This window comes from Clostridium sp. YIM B02569 (assembly GCF_022320765.1).
GTDB lineage: Bacteria > Bacillota > Clostridia > Clostridiales > Clostridiaceae > Clostridium > Clostridium beijerinckii.
In genome coordinates this window covers 64,530-84,616 of record NZ_JAKJJX010000006.1, presented here as the reverse complement: position 1 = coordinate 84,616, position 20,087 = coordinate 64,530, and the positions used below count along the sequence as shown (strand labels likewise).

Here is a 20,087-nt window from a genome sequence, read left to right as displayed (position 1 = left end):
CTAATTAAAACTTATATATTATAAAAATATGACTTGATATGGCAGAGCAAAGTAATTATATTTTTATGTACAGTAATATTAACTAATCAACCAACTAATATTAACTGTCATTAAACTAATACTTTTCACTCTGTCATTTCATTTGCATTTGAGACAATTATAATGTAACTTTTCCCATGTGTAGATCTGAATCTGCGCTGCTGCTTCCTATATACACCTCATACTCCATTTTCTCTAATTCCATTTGTTCTGTTTTTGGATTATACCAGCAAAGCTCCTCTTTAGGGCAAGTTATTGTCACTTCTTTGCTTTCTCCTGGCTTTAAATTTACACGAGCAAAACCTCTTAACAATTTTACAGGTCTCTCTACAGATGAATTTTTGAATCCGACATACATTTGTACGACTTCATCCCCTGCCATTTTTCCTATATTTTTAACAGTACATTTAGCGATAACACTATCATCAGATGCATCAAACTTTGCATCACTAAAATCAAACTTAGTATAAGATAGTCCATATCCATATGGAGCAGATGGTTTTATGCCTTCCTTTTCTAACTTTGTATATCCATGATAGTAATCATACCATTGAGATGTTGTATCCCAATTTACTTGTGGAAGATCACTTTCTTTAAATGGAATTACATATGGTAGTTTTCCACTTGGATTAACATCTCCAAATATAATCTCTCCTATTGCAGTTCCGCCTTCCATACCTGGATAATATGCCATCATTATAGCTCCGACGCTTTCTTTCCATTCTTCCATCATTATCATATTTCCACCAATTAACACAGCTATGGAATTAGTGTTAACAGGACCTACTTCCTGTATTAATTTAATTTCATTTTCATGAAGACCTAATGAATTTTTTCTATCTCCACCTACTGCTCCTGTATAAGATTCAAATTCATCTTCTGATATATATTCACCTTCATCGTCATAGTTATATCCAACTACAAATATAACTGCGTCTGCATCTTTAGCTAATTCTTTTGCATGTTCCAAATTTTCACCATTGTAATATACAACTTGTGCTTTAGGTGCTGAATTTGCAATTCCTTGTAATGGTGTTATGACATAAGCTGGTCTTACCTGACTTGAACCGTGATCTCCAATTACTTCTTTATCTCCTAACTTTCCTAACACAACAATTTTTTTTGCTTTATCTTTGCTTAGTGGCAATACATTATTTTCATTCTTAATTAATGTAATCCCCTCTCTTGCTGCCTGAAGTGCAAGTTTAATGTGATCTTCACATCCAATTACGCTCTCATCATATTCATTTGAATAAGCATCTTCAAATGCTAGCAATGTACGCACGATACGTAATGCAGATTCATCAATTTTACTTTCTTTTACTTGTCCATTTTTTACTGCCTCTACTAATTTATCTCCAAAAAACTGAGTGCAGCACATTTCCATATCTTGTCCACCATTAGCTGCTTCAACCGTATCTCTGACTCCCCAGATAAAATCACTCATAACAAATCCATCAAAATCCCATTCCTTTTTCAATACCTGATTTAATAAGTAATCATGATGTCCACAATGAGTTCCTTTGTATAAGTTATAAGAACTCATAATAGCTGCTGCACCTGCATCAACACATTTCTTGAAATGAGGAAGAAATACTTCTCTCTCTGTACGTTTATCACATTCAACATTTACTTTAAATCTGGAAATTTCCATTTGGTTAAAGGCAAAATGTTTTACACATGCGATTACGTTTTCGTCTTGTACACCTTTAACTAATGCTCGTCCCATTTCCCCTAAGTGAAAGGATTCTTCACCATAAGTTTCTTGGCTTCTTCCCCAGCCCGGATTATATGGAAGGTTAATACATACTCCTGCAAATAAGTTACCTTTATACCCATGAACTTCTTTCCCTATAGCATTACCTATTTTTTCTTCTAATGCTGTATCAAATGTTGCACCTCTAAGCATTGATACTGGAAAACATGTGCTTTTTCCTGCACTACAAACTACACCTCTTGGGCCATCGCAGAAAAGCATAGGAGGTACCTTATTCTTCTCTATTCCTCCTGCTGGATAAGGATAACTATTATAATGTTTTTGCTCATCAGCATCTCTCAAATCAGAGAGCATATCATTAAGAGTAACATTTCCACCCATTAAGGAAACCTTTTCTTCTAAAGTTAAAGAGTTAACTATTTCCTTTGCCTTTTCAGTATAAGATAATCTTTTTAATTTAGTACATTTCATTTTTACATATCTCCTTTACAATATTTTTCTAATAAATTGATAGATTCTTTAAAATCAAAACGCAAATAGCCTTGTACATTAGGATCAGCATTTAAACTTGCCCCACTTTTTCGGTATTCAGAAGGGGTCACACCTATTTCTTTTTTAAAAGCTCTGTAAAAAGTACTTTCAGAATAAAAGCCACAATCATTTGCTATAAAGCTAATTGACTTATTTGAAAACTTAAGCATATATTTAGAAGCTTCTATTTTGCTGCTAAGGACTAAATCCTTAGGTGATAATCCAATGTTTGCCTTTAAGAAACGATAAACTGATTTCTCGCACAAGCCTATAAATTTATATAGTTCATCTAATACTGTATCTTTTGTACAGTTTTTTTGTATAAAGTTTATTACCTGCATGAGCAATTCTGTGTTTTCTGTTTCTTTCAAATCTACAGCTTTTTGATGAATATCATATAATGTGAATTCAAATAAGTCCGCTATTAACATATAAACCAAAGATTTTACCCGGTAAGTGTTAAATATTTCATCATTCTGACTTTCAAGTCCAATTTTAGCAGCATTAGTAACGTATGCATCATATCCGTTCTTAGGTTTTTTATCATCAAGCTTGCTATTTAAGTAAAAATAATACGATCTATTATCATCTTTTGTATTTTTGAACAAATTCTCATTCATCTGAATAAATAAGCATAAATTCTCTTCCTTAGTACGTTGTAATTCATGTACTGCTTTTGAATTTAATAACACAATATCCCCTGCTTCCAAAACCGTTATCTTGGGGCTTGCATTTACTATTAAGGATCCTTTCAAAACTAAAATTAATTCATAATCATAATGCCAATGAAAACTAGAATGCTCAATTGATGTTACAAACACCTTTGCTGGATATTTCTCTTCATGTTCAATTGTTTCAAAAATATATGAACTCATATTTCCCCCATTTCATGATACACTTTAACCACTTTGTAAATATTTACACTTTGATTATAAGTTATATCAAAATATATTTGTTATCATTTTTGTACAAATTCTATTTCATTTTCAGACTACTCATATTATAACTGAATCATATAAGGAACATAAAAATAAATTAAATATTTCATATTATGTATAGACAATCTATAAGCTAATAAACTGTATAGAACTTAACTAATTCCCTAATTTCTAGCTATTCTGAATCATAATAAAAAAATGGAACAATAATTTATCTTTGAAATCTCAAATCCAATAATTTGGAAATTTATGATAAAATATTATTATGCGAAAAAGAAATAATATAAATTTAACAGAAGATGGAATTAGCCTTTTATTAGAATCTATTAAAAAGTAAAGGATGTATTTTATATGTTAAATGTTAAAAAAATATTATTAGGTGTAGTTTGTCTTGTTGTTATCACAGTTATCATCGGTGGAGGAAAATATCTAATCTCTGTTAGAAATTATCAAAAAACAATTAAAGGATTAACAATTAGCAACGTAGATTTATCAAAGATTTCCGATGGAAAATATATTGGTTCATACGATGTTAATTTTATTAGTGCAAAAGTTTCAGTTACAGTTAAAAACCACAAGATTGAAAATATAGATTTACTAGAACATAAAACCGATAGAGGCAAGCCTGCAGAAGTTATTCCAAGTATGGTAGTTAAAGCACAAAGTTTACAAGTAGATACTATTTCAGGAGCAACAAATAGCAGTAAAACAATTTTAAAGGCTATTGAAAATGCACTAAAGCCTAATCAGAAATAAAGATATATCAATAAAATAGGCTGTAAATAGATTTTGTTTTTACACAAATCTACCTACAGCCCAAAACATAATATTTAAAATCCGATACACATAATCTAGCTCCATATACGTTATAAGCATCCTATTTCACAGAACTTTTACTTTTATCCCTCATTACCTTACTTAACAATATTGACTATGTTAGCTTGTCCTGCATCAACCTGTATATCGCCATTAACCAGTTCACATATTTCGCCACTAGTAAATATAACTATTACGTCAGTTGATGGAACTTTATCTTTTATTTCTTCTATATCAAATTCCAAAAGCTTATCACCTATTTTTATCTTTTGCCCTTCTCTAACAAATGTCTTAAATCCTTTACCATTAAGTTTGACTGTATCAATACCAACATGAATTAGAATTTCAGCTCCATTATTTGCTTTTAGACCTATTGCATGCAAAGTTGGAAAAATCATTGATACTACACCAACTATAGGTGAATACACAACGCCTTGTTTTGGCTCAATTGCAAAACCGTCACCTAAAGCTTTAGAAGCAAATACCTCATCAATTACAGATGTTATTGACTTTAGTTTCCCCTCCGTTGGTGAGACTATTTTGAACTTTGTTTTGTTAAATAAATTAAACATATTTTCCAGCCTTCCTTTTATAAACTGCTTCTTTTTCTATATTTATTGCACCGTTAATTCTTATTTATTGACTTTTTTATTATTCAAAAAATTATAATTACACTGTATACATTAACTAAATTGCAAATTTTTATCTAAAATTTTCAATATTGCCTCTGCTGCTCCATTTTTATCATTGTCTAGTGTAATGAAATCTGCTTTAGCTTTAATATCTTCACTTGCATTTCCCATTGCAATGCCAATTCCCGCCATCTGAAGCATCTCTATATCATTATTATTATCTCCAATAGCAGCTACTTCCTTCAAATCTATTTCTAGCAATTCAGTTAGTTTCTCCAGACCAGCCCCCTTATTTGCGCTATGAATGTTAATCTCAAGATTATCCTCTACAGATGAGGTTATTTTAACTTTATCATTTATAGATAACAAAATATTATATACTTCATTTTTCATATCATCTTTTAAAAATGGAATATTTATTTTTTCTACACATTTTATCCATTCACATTCTGATCTATCATCAACTACCGAAAAAATATTCTTTATTAAATTATGACTGTCTGACATAAGATTTAAGCATTTTTCTGATAATCCATATTTAACGGGATTTATAAAAACCTCTTCATCTATATAAGCATTCCCGTTAGAATAAAACTCAACAACGATTGGATAATCCTTAATTATTTCAATTATCTTCTTTAAAATATCTATAGTAATAAAGTTAGAAAAAACTATTTCATTTTTTCTTAAATTTATTACAGCCGCTCCATTTGAAGATATTGCATATGTAATTTCCTCTATTGATTTTATTTCATCACATATTAATCCAACACTTCTCCCTGTTGCCAGAACCACCTGAACTCCCTTTTCAATCGCCATTTTAATTGCAGTAAGAGTTTTGTCACTTATATAACCACAACTGTTTAATACTGTCCCATCTAAATCCAATGCTATAAGTTTAATCTTCATTTACACCTCCATGATAGTTTATTAAAAATTCCTGTATTCTCTTGATATTTTCTTCCTGCAATACATAGTTAATATAAATGATCTTAGTTTTACTTGGTAATGTAACATTAAATAACCGTATTGGCGTAAAGATCACATCTACATCTATGGAATACTGTCTTATATAATTTAAGGAGAAACTTCCTATAATTTCGATTTTATCACCACAGTAATTATTGATTTGTTTTGCCATGCTCGAAGCTGCACTTTGTCCAATATCACTTATTATTATTGCTTTTATTTTTGTTTGGGCAAAAGCTCCCATATAAAGTATAATAAAACCCAATTCTTCTTCTTGAATCTTATAACCATACTTATCAAAAATTAGTTTATATAATATATCTGCCATTTCTGTTTGAAGCTTATATAATTCCTTTGCATTTCTTATAGATGCATTGTGCTCAAAATGTCCTTGTTCTGAACGATAAAGCATTTTATCTATATGTATGCTTAACATTTTCTTTAACTCTGGATTTTTTAAATAGCTACAATTATATTTTTTATCTACTATCGATAAAAATTCTTCTGTTAACTCCGCGATTTCTTTTCTTGGCTCCAATTTAACACATTCATCATATAATACTCTTTTAGTTAAAAGGCAATCTTTTAAAAAGTTTCTATCACACTCAGATATTCTAATATCATTTTGAATTAAAAGTTCCTCAATTTCCTTCATAATATCTTCAAATACTTGAGGATACTGTCTATTAGTTTCTGATTCTAAAAGTAATCCTGCCTTATTACGATATATCATTATAAATAAATCTAACAAAAATCCTTCTACCGATTTATCAATTAGAATCAAATTATTTTTATATAAAATAACAGGTAATCCCTTTTGCAAAATTTCATATATTTTGCTATATGACTCTCCAAACTGAAATTTCAAAACTTTATACATTAAAATAGATCCAAATGTTTTATAATTTAATGTTTCAGATAATATATGCCTTATGCTTCTTTCTTTGCCACGAAAATAGATGCCTTTTTTTGTTCTTTCAATATTAAGTCCATTAAAATTTCGTAAATATTCATCAATTTCCTTTAGAGTTTTTATCATTACCGTTTTTGATACATACATAATATCTGCTAAATTCTGAACTGAAATAGGCTCTTTTATAAATGTCAAATATATAAAAGTAAATAAAAATCTTTCTCCAGGGGTTTCTGGCAATTCTACCTTCTTTAAACTCAAAATCATATTATTTAAAAATTCATAAAACTGAGTTCTCTCTTCCTTAAGAATAAAATATCCTCTAGCTGAAGATGAATTTATCCTCATATTCTTATGTCTTAATATATCATTTATTTCATGTATTTCCATCCTGACAGTCCTTAAGCTGATACCTAACTTTTCCATAAATTCATTGGGCCGCACATATTCGTTATGTAATAAATCTCTAAGCATAATTACTTGTCTTGATTTCATAAATCCTCCATTTTTATAATATAATTATCTTTTTTGCTACAACATTAGATAATATGTTTTATGCATTTTTTCTTCCCTATATTTGTTGTTCAAGACTCTTTACTATATTATATACGAAAGATAGGTCACATGAAAAAATAGATATATATTTTAACAGTTCTTAAAAATATTTTTAAAGAATTTCCCTCACCATAAATAATGAGGGAAATTCTTAAATTCTAATTAATTAATCTAATCTCAAAAGAAGTTCCTTCTGAAGAATCCTTTCCTAATGTAAATTCAAATAATCCTTCATCACTTTTATATTGATTTTCACCATTCCAATAGCGAAGATCTTTTTCATCGATGGTAAACTCTACAGTTTTTGTTTCATTAGGATTAATTATAATTTGTTTGTATTTAATTAGCTGTTTAACTGGTCTTGAAATGTCTGCAACTTTATCTCTCATATACAATTGTACTGTTTCTATACCAATATACTTTCCAATGTTAGTAACATTAACACTACATGATATTCGCTCTTTTTTGCTTAGTTCTTTTTTACTTATATTTAAATTATCATACTTAAACTTCGAATATCCAAGCCCATATCCAAACGGAAATAGTGGTTCATTTGGGACATCTAAATATTGGGACTTATATCTTTTTTCATTCTTAAGTAATTCTTTTGGTCTCCCTGTTGCTAAATTATTATAATAAACTGGAATTTGACCTACTCCTCTTGGAAAGCTCATAGTAAGCTTTCCACTTGGATTATAATCACCATATAGAATATCTGCAATTGCATTTCCACCTTCTGTTCCTGGGAACCAGCACTCTAAAGCTGCATCGGCTTCTTCTATTACATTAGTAAGATCTAGTGGACGACCATTTATTAGAAGAACTATCAAAGGCTTGTTCAACTTTTTCATACAACGTAAAAGCTTTATTTGAGCTTCTGGAAGAGTTATATTGCTAACACATCCTGCTTCTCCGCTTTTTTCTTCTTCTTCTCCTAATGCTAATACAATAACATCTGCTCTTTTAGCTTTTTCTATTATTTCCTCTGATTTTTCTTTCGAAATTTCATTAAAGGATGTCGTTTCTACGCCTTCAAGCCTGATATTCTTATTTATTAATCCTTGTTCAATTGTAATTACATCATTAAGGTCTCCATCTAAAGACCATGGGCCTAATATTGATGAGCCACTTGCATATGGTCCAATTAATATTACATTTTTACTACGCTCCAAAGGCAATACATCGGAATTTTTTAATAACACTGCAGATTTAGAAGCCGCTTCTCTTGCTGCCTTTCTGAAATCACTACATAACAATGTTTGCTTTTCTTTTTCATAAGAAATCCCTCTGTATGGATCTTCAAATAATCCACACTCATTCTTAAGTAAAAGAATTCTCTCCACTGCTTCATCTAATAGCTTTTCCATACTCTTATCTTTGCATAGTTCTGGTAAAGCTTCAAAATATGCTGTAGTAGCCATTTCAATATCTATTCCAGCTTTTAATGATAACTTTGCTGCATCTATGCTATTTTCCGCTGTGCCATGAGGTATTAGTTCCTTTACTGCCCCCCAGTCGGAGATCACGACACCCTCATATCCCCATTCTTCTCTTAATATCTTGCGCAAGAGCCATGTATTAGCAGTAGCTGGTATTCCATTTAATACATTAAAGGAAGACATTATTGATTTTGCTCCAGCTTTTATAGCTTCATAATAAGGTGGGAAATATTCATTTCTCAATCTGCATTCTGAAATATCAACTGTATTATAATCTCTTCCTCCCTCTGCAGCTCCATATGCCGCAAAATGTTTTACACAAGAAATTAAGGTATCTGGATCTTTTAAATCACCATTTTGATATCCTCGAACCATGGCTGCTCCAAATATACTATTGAGAAGAGTATCTTCTCCAAAACTTTCAATAACTCTTCCCCATCTTGGATCTCTGACTATATCTACCATAGGCGAAAATGTTGCTTGATATCCTGAAGAACTGCCTTCTCTTGCTGCAACTCTTGCAGTTTTTTCTATTAATTCCTCATCCCATGAACATGAAAGCGCTAGTGGTATAGGAAATATAGTCTTAAATCCATGTATAATATCATGCATAAAAAGTAGCGGAATTCCTAAACGGTTATTATCTAAATATTCTTTTTGAATTTCAAACATCATCTTTGCATCTAATTTACCTAAAACAGTTCCTATCATCCATTTTTGCTCTTTTGTAAATTTAAGCTTAGAAACCGTTCCTGTTGCTGAAGTATTAGAATTATAATAATAACTTGTTCTGATTTGTGTTAATTGTCCTATTTTTTCTTCCAATGTCATCTTAGATAACAGGGTTTTTATCTCTTCATTTTTCATAAGCTTCCTCTCTTACTGCTCTTCTTTATCTTTATATCCAAACATGAATGTTAGCGCAAAGGCTACTCCAAAAGAAATCGCTATTACTAATATATATAATGGAAATTGATTATTTAAATAAAGAAGCATTCCTGGTAAAGCAGATATCCCCATACCAGTGGCTTTAAGTTTAAATAGTGAAGCTAAAAATCCACCTACACCTCCACCAACAAGTCCCATTATAAACGGTTTTACAAATCTTAAATTGACACCGAATATAGCTGGTTCTGTAATTCCTAAAAGTGCTGATATTACTGATGGAAAAGATAAGGCTTTGATTTTTTTAGACTTAGTTTTCATACCTACTGCAAATGCTGCTCCAGCCTGTGCAGCTATTGCACAAGAACCTATAGGATTTACAAGATTCCAGTTTGTTTGAGCCAGCATCTGAATTTCAACAACACTTAATGCTTGGTGAATTCCTGTAACTACTATTAATTGAGATATTCCTCCCCAAATTAATCCACCTAATCCAAGAGGTAATGTAAATAACATTGTTACAACGTATACAAGAGAAACCTCAATTTCATGAGCAATAGGCCCAATAATTAATAATCCAAAAATCAATGTAACAAGTAATGTCAAAAATGGTGTAAGTATTAAATCAAATGTATCTGATATTCTTTTTCTAAGCCAAATCTCAAATTTTGCTCCAATAAATCCTGCAAAGAAAGCTGGTAATACTGATGCCTGATATCCTGACATCTTAAGACCGAATAACACAAGTGGTTCAGCTGTTCCTTGAGCTACTGCCCAGCCATTAGGAAGTGATGGGCTAACAAGCATAAGTCCTATCATAATACCAAGTATTGGTGTTCCCCCAAACTTTTTAAATGATGACCAGCAAATAAGAACTGGCAAAAATGCAAATGCTGTATCTGTTAATATTTGAGTAAATGTTAATAATGAACTAGGAATGCTTTCTGGTGTTAATCCAAAAATTGCTAATATTTGTTGTTGTAATAAAACGCCTCTAAGTCCCATAAACAATCCTGTAGCAACCATTGCTGGTATGATTGGTACAAATATATCAGAAAATATACGAATTGCTCTTTTAAATTTATTGTCACCTTGTTCTGCTACCATTTGGCTTTGTTCTGATTTTGATGTACCAGATATGCCAAGATTACTTACTTGTTCAAATACCTTATTTACAGTCCCTGTACCAAAAATAATTTGATATTGTCCTGAAGTAAAGAAAAATCCTTTTACCTTATCAATCTCTTCAACTACTTTATCATCAACTTTTTGTCTATCTTTAAGAATAAGTCTCAATCTTGTAGCACAATGAGCCGCCGAAATAATATTATCTGCGCCTCCTACTGCTTCAATAACTTCTTTAGCGATCTTTTCATAATTATCACTCATTTATATTTTCCCCCTTGTAATTCCACAAATTTAGTTTTAATTTTCCATTAGAATTTATTCGGATATCATTATCCTGAAAATACACTCTGCTAGAAATAACTTTTTCCCCTTCGTTTATAAATATTTCCACTGATGAGTTATCAATAAATACTCTAAGCATTTTTAAACTTTCGTTAACATTTAAGTATTTTTCATCAAATTCTCCTGTAAGCCAATTAAGTCTTTTAATATTTAATATCTTATCATTGGAATTGTAATGTAGTTTAAGCGCTCCTAATATAGTACAATTAAATTCATTTTCATCATCTAAAATGAATTCCATCTCTTTATAGTAATCCCTAACTTCTAGACTTATTTCTTCATTTTCTATATGTTTCTCAATTTTATCATTTCTTAAAGATTGTAATTCTTTAATTGGTTTCTGATATAACCAATTATTTTTATATATGAACTCTCTTGGATATGTAAAGCTGTGAAGCCATCCATCGTTTACAGATAACTGTGACATTTGGTAGTCATATTCACCGCCCCCCATCCAAGACATATATAATGTTCGTTTATTTTCATCTATAAAAGATTGAGGTGCATAAAAATCAAATCCTTCATCTACTCGAATTCCTTCTTTATGTGGTGTAAATGTTCCTTTTTCTTTTGAAAATTCACCACTCATCCATACTGCATGACAGCTATCTTTTTCTATTCCATTTTCTATCTTCTTCTCTTGCCTGCTGACAATTAAGATATATTCTTCTCCAAGGCGAATCATATCTGGACATTCGCACATATATCCCCAGTTCATAGTCTCTGGAAGCAAATTGCCTTTATAATTCCAATTGTATAAATCTTCTGACCAAAAAAGTGCTACATTTCCTTTCTTTTCACTGGTCTGTGCCCCTACTATCATCCACCATATATCTTCTTCTTCGTCTTTCCAAACTTTTGGATCTCTAAAATGTGCTGTGTATCCTTCTGGCAGATAGATAACCGGTCCATGTTTTTGAAATGTAATTCCATCTTCTGAAGTTGCTAAACATTGATAAGTTTCTCTATCTCCATTTTCTTTTCTAACATTTCCTGTATAAAACAGATAAATTTTTTCATTAAATACAATTCCATTTCCAGAATAGCATCCATTTTTGTCATACCACATATCTGGCTTTAATGCTATCCCTTTGTCTTCCCAGTTAACTAAATCTTTAGAAATACAATGCCTCCAGCATTTTGCCCCTTGTGGTGTAACTTCTTCTAACCATTGATAAAAAGCATGATATGTTCCTTTGAATTGTACCAATCCATTTGGATCATTTAAAAAACCTGTTTTGGGTGTAACATGATGCTTAGGTTTTATCCTATTTTCTTTATCCATCTAATCTCTTCCTCCTTCCTCTTATCGTTTACACCTGTATTATATAACATAAGATCTCGCAAACAAAGTCGCTTATTTACCTCTAGAAGTGGCAAAATAAATATCATATATTTTCACTTTTTTATCATGTTTATCTAAGAGTTTATACTTTTTACTAACTACTTATGTACAACAATCCTTTTATGTAGCCTCTGCTAAATTCAACTTTAAGAAATACTAGGCATTTCAGAATCAATCAATATTATCAATAAGAGTATTTCTATAAATCTTTTAAAAGAAAGCCCCATGAAAATCTAAATTCTAGATTTTCATGGGGCTTATAGATATCCAATTTAAGAATTAAACTTATTAGATGAACATATTTACAAAATTGCTAGAACTTTAAGCAAATCATAAATATATTTGTGTAGAAAACATTTGAAAATGAGCTGTTAAAGGTTCTTAGCTGTAGGTTGTTCCGTTTTAGCTTGTCAAACTGAAAGTTGGAGCATGCTAAAGTGGGTGCAACCTGCTGCTTAGAACCTTCAGCGATATTTTCATAGCTTTTCGGAATCAAAATATTTATGATTTCGGTAAATCATCACATGATTCTAAACTATATGTTGCCTATCTATAATAGATGAATTATACTATTTCAAATCCACCACAAAAGCAATTAAGCTTTTCTATTCTTCTGTAAAGTGTTCTTTTATATATTGAACTGCATTTTCTCCTGCTATTCTACCTGAATTTACTGCAAATCCTAGAGTATTTCCTGGAAGTACAAATACATAGTCAGGATTACAGATAGAGTTTGCATCTGTTCCTGCTGCAAATAATCCTGGTATTACTTTATCTTCTGTGTCAATTACTTCTGTCTTATAATTGATTTTAATTCCACCTAAGCTTCCATACGCACTTGGAGCAAATTTTAAAGCATAGAATTTTGGACCAACTAATGGTTTTAGGTATTTTGGATTTTTATTAAATAATGTATCAGTTGATTTACAGCATTCATTATATTGATTTAATGTCTTTGCAAGACCTTCTTTATCAATTCCTGTCTTTTCCGCTAATTCTTCAATTGAATCTGCTATAAATAAAACATCATTTCCATTTTTAATAAGATCATTCATTTCTTGTTTGAAATCATCCATACTTATATTAGAAGTAACAACATTGATTAAGTCTAAACCATTTTTCTCATATTCTTTCATTATACTTTCGTCTATAATAGAGAAAGCTGTTCTATTTTTTTGTCTACAGATAGCATTAACTGAGAATACTGGATTTTCAACTACCGCTTCATCATAGAATCTTTCACCATCTAGATTTACAAAAACATTTGGTTGTCTAAATGGAAGTTCAATTGGAGCATATCCACCTGTATTAGGTGCAAAGAAAACTAATTCCATATCCATTCTATCTCTTGCAGCTCCAGCATTCCATGCCATGCTGATTCCATCACCTGTAAGTCCTGGAATTCTATACGAAAATAAATCTTTTCCCCATTCGAATTTTGTATACTTATTAATAAATTCAGGACTGTCTCCAAATCCGCCTGTAGCAATAATTACAGCTGAACCATATGCTTCAATTTCACCATCTTTATCCTTTGCAACTACTCCTATAACTTCACCATCATCTTTTATTAAACTTTGAATTGGTGATTCTAAACAGATTTTAACACCTAATTCTTCTGCTCTGTCTGTCATTGCTTTAATCATTGTTGCAGCTGCTCTAAGTCCAGGTGCTCCTGTCTTTGGCTGAACAATATGCCAAGTTGCTTCTGAACCTGGGAAATATTTTGATGGTAGCGCAAATTTTACACCCATAGCCTCTAGCCACTCAATTGTACTTGCTGATTTATAAATATAATTTTTTACAAGCCTTGCATCTGAGCGCCAGTGAGTATAATCCATGAATTTTTGAAATGCTCCCTCTCTTGTGCAATCAACAAGTCTTTCCTTTTGCATTTTAGTCTCTACTCCTAAAAGACCCATTGCCATATTAGCACATCCACCAGTAGTATTTGCTTTTTCAAATACTATAACTTCAGCTCCTTGTTCTGCAGCTGCAATTGCTGCTGCAAGTCCTGATGCTCCTCCACCTACGATAATTACATCTGATTCCATTTCACGCATATTTGTTACCTCCTAAATTTAATTAATGATTAAAAATATATATTAATTTTGATTATGAGCTATTTTCTTCGTCTTCTTCCAAGTCCAAGGCCTTTCTTTTCGCCTAAGGCACCGTCATCAAAACTTCCAACTTCTATTGGTTCTGATGGTAATTTAGGCTTTACTGAGCCATATCTTTTTACTGCTTTTACGCTGCATCTCTCTTCGCATTTCATGCATTTGTTACATAAATCCATATCAATTATATGAATCAAATTATTTCCACCCTTGATTGCTTTTTCAGGACAATCTATACAATCGCCACACCCATTACAAACCTTTGGATCTATAAAATAATTAGCATAAGCTATACAATTTAGTGTACTACAAATTTTTCTATCAATATGCTTTTCAAATTCATCTCTAAATTTATTAATAGCTGTATATAATGGATTAGAAGCACTTCTTCCAAAATCACACAAAGTCCCAATTTTAATTGTTTCACCTAACTGGATAGCTAAACTAATGTCACTCTCTTTTCCTTTTCCTTCAGTTGCATCCTTAATGATTTTGTATAATTGGTAAATCCCTTCCCTGCAATATACACATTTCCCGCAGGTCTCTTTGCTATTATCTAACATTTTTTCAGTTACCCAATTCACAACACAAGTATCTACGTTATAAACTTCTATTTTTGATACTTCTACCATTGTCCCATTTCCCATTAAACTTGAATATAAGAATGGAGTATCTAATTCTTCTTCTGTGAAAACAGCACCTGTATTTCCACCTACCTGCACGAACTTTATTGCTTTTTCAGATTGAGTTCCGCCACCATATTCACTTATAATTTTCCTTAAAGATGTTCCAAATGGAATTTCATAGATTCCAGGATTTCTAACATCTCCAGCTATTGAAATAATCTTTTTAGGGATATAATTTTCTTCAAATGAATTCTTAAGGGCATATATTGTTTCTGCATTATGTACTAATGTTATTTCATTAAATACATCTTTTTCAAAAGCTTTCTTATTCCCAACTAGCACTACTTCTATTTCATATGATTCTAATTGCATTTTGAAATTACTATAACATTCACTAAGATAAATTTTAACTTTTTCTATCCCTAATTCCTTTTGGCATATTTTAATTCCATCAATAACCTTGCTTATGTGCTGTTCTAATAAATATCTTATATTTTCACTTTGACTATTATCTTCAATAAAAAGACATGCTAATTCCTTCCATTTCCTGCTTTGCCATCTATCTATAAGATTAGTATTTTTTATTCCATGTCCTGATATTTTTATATTTTCTGCTAGCATTTTTTCACCACCTTTACTTCACCTTATATTCAGTCCAGAATTTTGCCTTTGTAAGTTTTGGACGCAAATCACATTGAAGACATCTAGAAGCCTCACATTGTGCAGTTTTTGTGTCAAATCCCACTGTCATTAAGTTAAAATTATTTATTCTTTTATCTACTGGGACACATTTATAATTACTGCATTCCTTTTTAGCAAAATCTTCTTCCATTCCTATCATTGGATCTAAAGGCTGTTCAGATGATAAGACTTCATCTATAACTCCATCTCCACCTAAATATTTATCAATACTTGATACAGCTTTTCTTGCTCCTGCTATTGCCTGAATTACAGATGCTGTTCCTGTCACTGCATCTCCAACAGCAAAAATTCCATCCTCATTAGTTTTATAACAATCGTCAATATTTACTAGACCTCTTCCGTTAAGCTCAATTTCTTCAAATGCTCCAAGGTCTGCTCTTTGGCCTGTTGCAAAAATTATCATTTCACCTTTGATTAAATGTTCTGAGTTTTCTTTGATATTTAATATTAATTTCTTATTTTCATCAAAGTGGAAATCTTCAACTTCCTGACATACTATCCCAGAAGCATTCCCATTATTGTCTTCAATTTTTACAAAAGTTCTGCTATTGTAAATTTGAATTCCTTCTTCAATTGCTTCTTCGATTTCTTCATCGCTAGCAGTCATGTTTCCTTTTCCTTCTAAACAAACAACTGCAACACTTTCAGCTCCTAATCTCTTTGCTGATCTTGCACAATCGAATGCTACGTTTCCTCCACCTAAAACAACAACTGATTTCTTCATTTCAATGTCTATATCTATCAAATCTCTTCTTAAAAAATCAATATTTACATATACATCTTTCAAATCAGACCCAGGGATTGGAATCCTTACACCTTTATCTGTTCCTATAGCAATTACAACTGCATCATAACTCTCTTTTAATTCTTTTAAAGATCCTATCTTGCTGTTTGTAATAATATTTACTCCTGCTTCACGAATTACATCTATTTCAGATTCTACAACCTCTTTAGGAAGTCTATAATCTGGAATACCTGCTGACAGCATTCCTCCTGCCACTGGGAGCTTTTCATATACATCTACTGCATGTCCAAGTTTTGCAAGATAGTAAGCTGTTGTAAGCCCTGCTGGTCCTGATCCAATAATTGCAGCTTTCTTATCAGTTTTATCCTTTTTAAATGATTTATCTTTCCACTTATAAGAATCAGTTTCAGCTGCAAATCTTTTTAATTCACGTATTGAAACTGCTCCATTTATATCTTTTCTTCTACATGCAGATTCACAAAAACGCATACATACAAGACCTAATGATTTAGGAAATGGTGCTTTTTCGCGAATTACTGCTGCTGCTTCATCGAAATTTCCATCTTTTATGTAACGAACATATTTAGGCACATTAATTCCTGCTGGACATTCATGCTTACATGGAACTAATACATCATCTCTATTTCCATCTTTGAATACCCCTTTTTTATCTTGAAGAGCTCCTGTTGGACATACTTCAACACAAGCCCCACAAAAACGGCAGTTTGCATCTGATAATGATAATCCATTTTTAACTCCAACATAAATTCTTTCTTCTTCATTTTTATCATAATCTAAAATTCCAACACCTCTGATATCATGGCATGCTCTTACACATCTGCCACATGCTACACATCGGTTTAAATCTCTAATAATTAATGGGTTTTCTGTTTCAACAGGAACTGCATTAAGAGTTCTTCTTAATCTTGAAGTACTGACACCTAAATATTGAATTAATGATTGCAATTCGCATTTTAAATACTTTGGACATGTAGTACAATCGTCTACATGGTTAGCAAGCATCAGTTCCATTGATAATCTTCTCATCTCATCAAGTTTTTCCGATTTTGTTTTAACAACCATTCCTTCTTCAATTTTTGTGGTACATGCTGTTTGTATATCATTTTTTCCTGATATTTCAACTACACATAATTTGCATCCTCCAACATCATGAAGATCTGGATGATGGCAAAGATGTGGAATATAAATATCAGCCTCTTCAGCTACTTGCATAATTGTTTTATTTTCATCAGCGCATAATTCTATGTTATCTATTATGACTTTTATACTACTCATGTTAACCTCCAATTTTCTTGACTCTTGTACAAAAGTTACTTTATACTATTAATATAAACGTTGCCATAATGGTAAAGTCAATAGTGGAGTGTGAAAAAAATGACAAATCTATATACAATCGGAGAAGTATCTCGCTATATGAATATATCAACTAAGATATTGCGTCATTATGACCATTTAAATTTGCTAAAACCGTGCTATATTTCACCAGACACTAAGTATAGATATTTTAGTTATGATCAACTTTTTATAATCGATGTGATTCGATATTTAAATAAAACTCTGTTAATTCCATTAGAAGATATCAAAAATATACTTGATGAGAATAAGGATTATGATAAACTATTAACATTTTTAGAGTCTCACAAAGAACAGCTTGATAAAAAGATAGCTGCTATCGAATATTCAAAGCAGCTTACAGATAGTATGATATCTGATATAAAAGAATTGAAAAAATCTCCCAAAAAAACTGAAATATATGAGCAATATCTAATGAGCAGAAACTTTTATTATCTTGAGCTCAACACATCTATTTATGATATCGATAAATATGTAAATAGACATATCACTAATATAACTAATATAGATATTACAGAACATAATACTATGTGTTTATTATTCTCCTTATCAGAATATATGAAGACTAAAAATTTAAATGTCAAAGGTTTCGGTGTATTCTCTGAGAAAAAAATTCCTCAGCTAAAATTTAAAAATTTGCGTGAAGGTCGTTATATTAATCAAAGCTTTATTTATTCAGAAGAAAATGCTATGTCCGCAATAAACAACATAACTAAATATGCTGATATAAAAAATATGAAACTTGATGATACAGCTTTTTTAGTTTCTAAGATGGTAGATTTATCGGTTTCCTCAAAGTATGACTATTTAATGGAACTTCAAATAATGCATCATATGTAAATATTCCAACTAAGAGCTGAACTTATGTATATGGATCGCCGAAATAGGTATTATGCTGTTATTCCAGTTTCTAATGAAACATTTCACAAAAGCATAATTCTTATTTCTAGTTGAGATATATTTCTTGGTGTAAATCTAACTTATAATTAGTTTATCTATATGTAAAACTAATATTTCTGCATTTTATACAAAAAATTTCATTTTATTACACTATTTATGGAATTTGTATAATTATGTTGTATAATATGAAATAACTAATTAATTATAAGGGGAGATAATATGAACAGAGAAATAATTAACTCACTAAAAGATGTACTTCCATTACTTAAAGACATGCTTCGAGAAGACATTGCCATATCAATTACAGATACTGAAAAATTTATAGCTTATTATCCTAATGAAAAAATACCAATGAAATTAAGTGTAGGCGATATGATACAAGAAGGTGATCCATATCTAGAAGCTATGAGGACTAAGAAAGTTACTTCAAATATTTTACCAAAAGAAATATTTGGATTTGTATTCCAGGGTATATGCTATCCACTTATTGATGATAATGGGAATGTATTTGGAGCTGTTGGTGTTGCAAAAAGCCTTGAAAAGCAGGCAATTATTCAGGATTCTTCAGAAAACATTTTCAATTCTATGGAACAAACTAATGCAGGTCTTGAAGAAATAGCAAGTTCTTCTCAAAAATTGGCATCAACCATAACTAACGTAGTAAATTATACAAAAGCTACTAATAAAAAGTTAGAAGACATAGATTCAATTCTTATATCAATTCAAAACATTGCTTCTCAATCTAATTTGCTAGCTTTAAATGCTACTATAGAAGCTGCTAGGGCAAGTGATGCTGGCCGCGGGTTTAGTGTGGTTGCAAATGAAATGAAAAAATTAGCGCAACTTAGTAGTGAGTCAGGTAAAAAAATATCAGATATTATGTCTCAAATAAAAGAGTCAATATTACATATCGAAAGTGAAATATCAGAATCGAGCTTAGCTGCTGATTCACAGGCTGCTGCTACAGAAGAAATAACTGCTTCAATTGGAGAAATAACTAGTTCCACTGAAAAATTAAAAAACATTGCAACAATACAGTAATTTAAATTTATTTATAGATAAACAATATATAACTTGGACTTATGCAATAATCCACCGAAAGGAGAAACATTGTTATTTCACAGGACTATGAAAATTTCGCTGAAAGTGCTAAATTGCAGGTTGTTCCACTAAAGCTTGCTCCCAATTTCATTGTGACAAGCATTAGTGGAACAACCTACAATTAAGAGCTTTTACCAGCTCATTTTCAATGCCTGTTCCATAAAAATGTTTCTCCTTTCTAGTATGTTATTTATTGCAAAGTATAAATAAAATTCTTAATTTGTTTATCTGTGTAGATAAACAAATTAAGACCTGAACTTATGCATATAA

General features: G+C 31.0%; 14 protein-coding genes. 3 read left to right on the top strand and 11 right to left on the bottom strand.

Annotation, left to right across the window (positions count from 1 at the left end):
* Positions 1 to 157: 157 nt before the first annotated feature.
* Complete coding sequence (locus tag L3B96_RS07370; protein WP_238859840.1) at positions 158 to 2,227, bottom strand: glycoside hydrolase family 3 C-terminal domain-containing protein; 2,070 nt, start codon at positions 2,225 to 2,227, stop codon at positions 158 to 160.
* Positions 2,228 to 2,229: 2 nt separating this feature from the next.
* Positions 2,230 to 3,162 (bottom strand): AraC family transcriptional regulator, encoded by a 933-nt coding sequence (locus tag L3B96_RS07365; RefSeq protein ID WP_238859838.1) that lies wholly within the window; start codon positions 3,160 to 3,162, stop codon positions 2,230 to 2,232.
* 414 nt (positions 3,163 to 3,576) lie between these two features.
* Between L3B96_RS07365 and L3B96_RS07360 the strand changes: the two genes are divergently transcribed.
* Positions 3,577 to 3,981, top strand: coding sequence for an FMN-binding protein (locus tag L3B96_RS07360; RefSeq protein WP_238859821.1), 405 nt, complete (start codon positions 3,577 to 3,579; stop codon positions 3,979 to 3,981).
* Positions 3,982 to 4,139: 158 nt separating this feature from the next.
* On the opposite strand, the gene L3B96_RS07355 is transcribed toward L3B96_RS07360, so the two are convergent.
* The 9 genes from L3B96_RS07355 to L3B96_RS07315 form a co-directional block, all read right to left on the bottom strand.
* On the bottom strand, positions 4,140 to 4,613 hold the full coding sequence (locus tag L3B96_RS07355) for a PTS glucose transporter subunit IIA (RefSeq protein ID WP_077308477.1): 474 nt from the start codon (positions 4,611 to 4,613) through the stop codon (positions 4,140 to 4,142).
* Between the two features lie 111 nt (positions 4,614 to 4,724).
* Positions 4,725 to 5,582 carry a Cof-type HAD-IIB family hydrolase gene (locus tag L3B96_RS07350; RefSeq protein WP_238859814.1) on the bottom strand — a complete coding sequence of 286 codons (858 nt, stop codon included), beginning with the start codon at positions 5,580 to 5,582 and terminating at the stop codon, positions 4,725 to 4,727.
* Positions 5,572 to 7,050, bottom strand: a complete 1,479-nt coding sequence (locus L3B96_RS07345; protein ID WP_238859812.1) for a PRD domain-containing protein — start codon at positions 7,048 to 7,050, stop codon at positions 5,572 to 5,574. The genes L3B96_RS07350 and L3B96_RS07345 overlap by 11 nt, the downstream gene beginning before the upstream one ends.
* A gap of 218 nt (positions 7,051 to 7,268) precedes the next feature.
* A complete protein-coding gene (locus L3B96_RS07340) occupies positions 7,269 to 9,416 on the bottom strand; it encodes a glycoside hydrolase family 3 N-terminal domain-containing protein (RefSeq protein WP_238859800.1) in 2,148 nt (715 codons plus the stop codon).
* Between the two features lie 12 nt (positions 9,417 to 9,428).
* The gene (locus L3B96_RS07335; protein WP_077856280.1) at positions 9,429 to 10,823 is read right to left on the bottom strand and encodes a sucrose-specific PTS transporter subunit IIBC; all 1,395 of its coding nucleotides are present in this window, start codon (positions 10,821 to 10,823) and stop codon (positions 9,429 to 9,431) included.
* Positions 10,816 to 12,189: a sucrose-6-phosphate hydrolase gene (locus L3B96_RS07330; RefSeq protein WP_238859798.1), complete on the bottom strand. Its 1,374-nt coding sequence runs from the start codon at positions 12,187 to 12,189 to the stop codon at positions 10,816 to 10,818. Before L3B96_RS07330 ends, L3B96_RS07335 begins: the two co-directional genes overlap by 8 nt.
* A gap of 665 nt (positions 12,190 to 12,854) precedes the next feature.
* Positions 12,855 to 14,312, bottom strand: a complete 1,458-nt coding sequence (locus L3B96_RS07325; RefSeq protein WP_238859796.1) for an FAD-dependent oxidoreductase — start codon at positions 14,310 to 14,312, stop codon at positions 12,855 to 12,857.
* A 59-nt stretch (positions 14,313 to 14,371) separates the two neighbouring features.
* Complete coding sequence (locus tag L3B96_RS07320; protein ID WP_238859794.1) at positions 14,372 to 15,616, bottom strand: NADH-ubiquinone oxidoreductase-F iron-sulfur binding region domain-containing protein; 1,245 nt, start codon at positions 15,614 to 15,616, stop codon at positions 14,372 to 14,374.
* 13 nt (positions 15,617 to 15,629) lie between these two features.
* On the bottom strand, positions 15,630 to 17,738 hold the full coding sequence (locus tag L3B96_RS07315; protein ID WP_238859792.1) for an FAD-dependent oxidoreductase: 2,109 nt from the start codon (positions 17,736 to 17,738) through the stop codon (positions 15,630 to 15,632).
* A gap of 99 nt (positions 17,739 to 17,837) precedes the next feature.
* Here L3B96_RS07315 and L3B96_RS07310 point away from each other — a divergent pair, with 99 nt between their 5' ends.
* Together L3B96_RS07310 and L3B96_RS07305 are read left to right on the top strand one after the other, a co-directional pair.
* Positions 17,838 to 18,656 carry a helix-turn-helix domain-containing protein gene (locus L3B96_RS07310; protein ID WP_238859782.1) on the top strand — a complete coding sequence of 273 codons (819 nt, stop codon included), beginning with the start codon at positions 17,838 to 17,840 and terminating at the stop codon, positions 18,654 to 18,656.
* 279 nt (positions 18,657 to 18,935) lie between these two features.
* Positions 18,936 to 19,757, top strand: coding sequence for a methyl-accepting chemotaxis protein (locus tag L3B96_RS07305; protein ID WP_238859780.1), 822 nt, complete (start codon positions 18,936 to 18,938; stop codon positions 19,755 to 19,757).
* Positions 19,758 to 20,087: the final 330 nt, after the last annotated feature.

Coding starts and splice junctions, on each gene's coding strand:
- L3B96_RS07315 (WP_238859792.1), bottom strand. CDS start 17,738: ATGAGTAGTATAAAAGTCATAATAGATAACATAGAATTATGCGCTGAT.
- L3B96_RS07350 (WP_238859814.1), bottom strand. CDS start 5,582: ATGAAGATTAAACTTATAGCATTGGATTTAGATGGGACAGTATTAAAC.
- L3B96_RS07325 (WP_238859796.1), bottom strand. CDS start 14,312: ATGCGTGAAATGGAATCAGATGTAATTATCGTAGGTGGAGGAGCATCA.
- L3B96_RS07330 (WP_238859798.1), bottom strand. CDS start 12,189: ATGGATAAAGAAAATAGGATAAAACCTAAGCATCATGTTACACCCAAA.
- L3B96_RS07365 (WP_238859838.1), bottom strand. CDS start 3,162: ATGAGTTCATATATTTTTGAAACAATTGAACATGAAGAGAAATATCCA.
- L3B96_RS07355 (WP_077308477.1), bottom strand. CDS start 4,613: ATGTTTAATTTATTTAACAAAACAAAGTTCAAAATAGTCTCACCAACG.
- L3B96_RS07310 (WP_238859782.1), top strand. CDS start 17,838: ATGACAAATCTATATACAATCGGAGAAGTATCTCGCTATATGAATATA.
- L3B96_RS07370 (WP_238859840.1), bottom strand. CDS start 2,227: ATGAAATGTACTAAATTAAAAAGATTATCTTATACTGAAAAGGCAAAG.
- L3B96_RS07335 (WP_077856280.1), bottom strand. CDS start 10,823: ATGAGTGATAATTATGAAAAGATCGCTAAAGAAGTTATTGAAGCAGTA.
- L3B96_RS07345 (WP_238859812.1), bottom strand. CDS start 7,050: ATGAAATCAAGACAAGTAATTATGCTTAGAGATTTATTACATAACGAA.
- L3B96_RS07320 (WP_238859794.1), bottom strand. CDS start 15,616: ATGCTAGCAGAAAATATAAAAATATCAGGACATGGAATAAAAAATACT.
- L3B96_RS07340 (WP_238859800.1), bottom strand. CDS start 9,416: ATGAAAAATGAAGAGATAAAAACCCTGTTATCTAAGATGACATTGGAA.
- L3B96_RS07360 (WP_238859821.1), top strand. CDS start 3,577: ATGTTAAATGTTAAAAAAATATTATTAGGTGTAGTTTGTCTTGTTGTT.
- L3B96_RS07305 (WP_238859780.1), top strand. CDS start 18,936: ATGAACAGAGAAATAATTAACTCACTAAAAGATGTACTTCCATTACTT.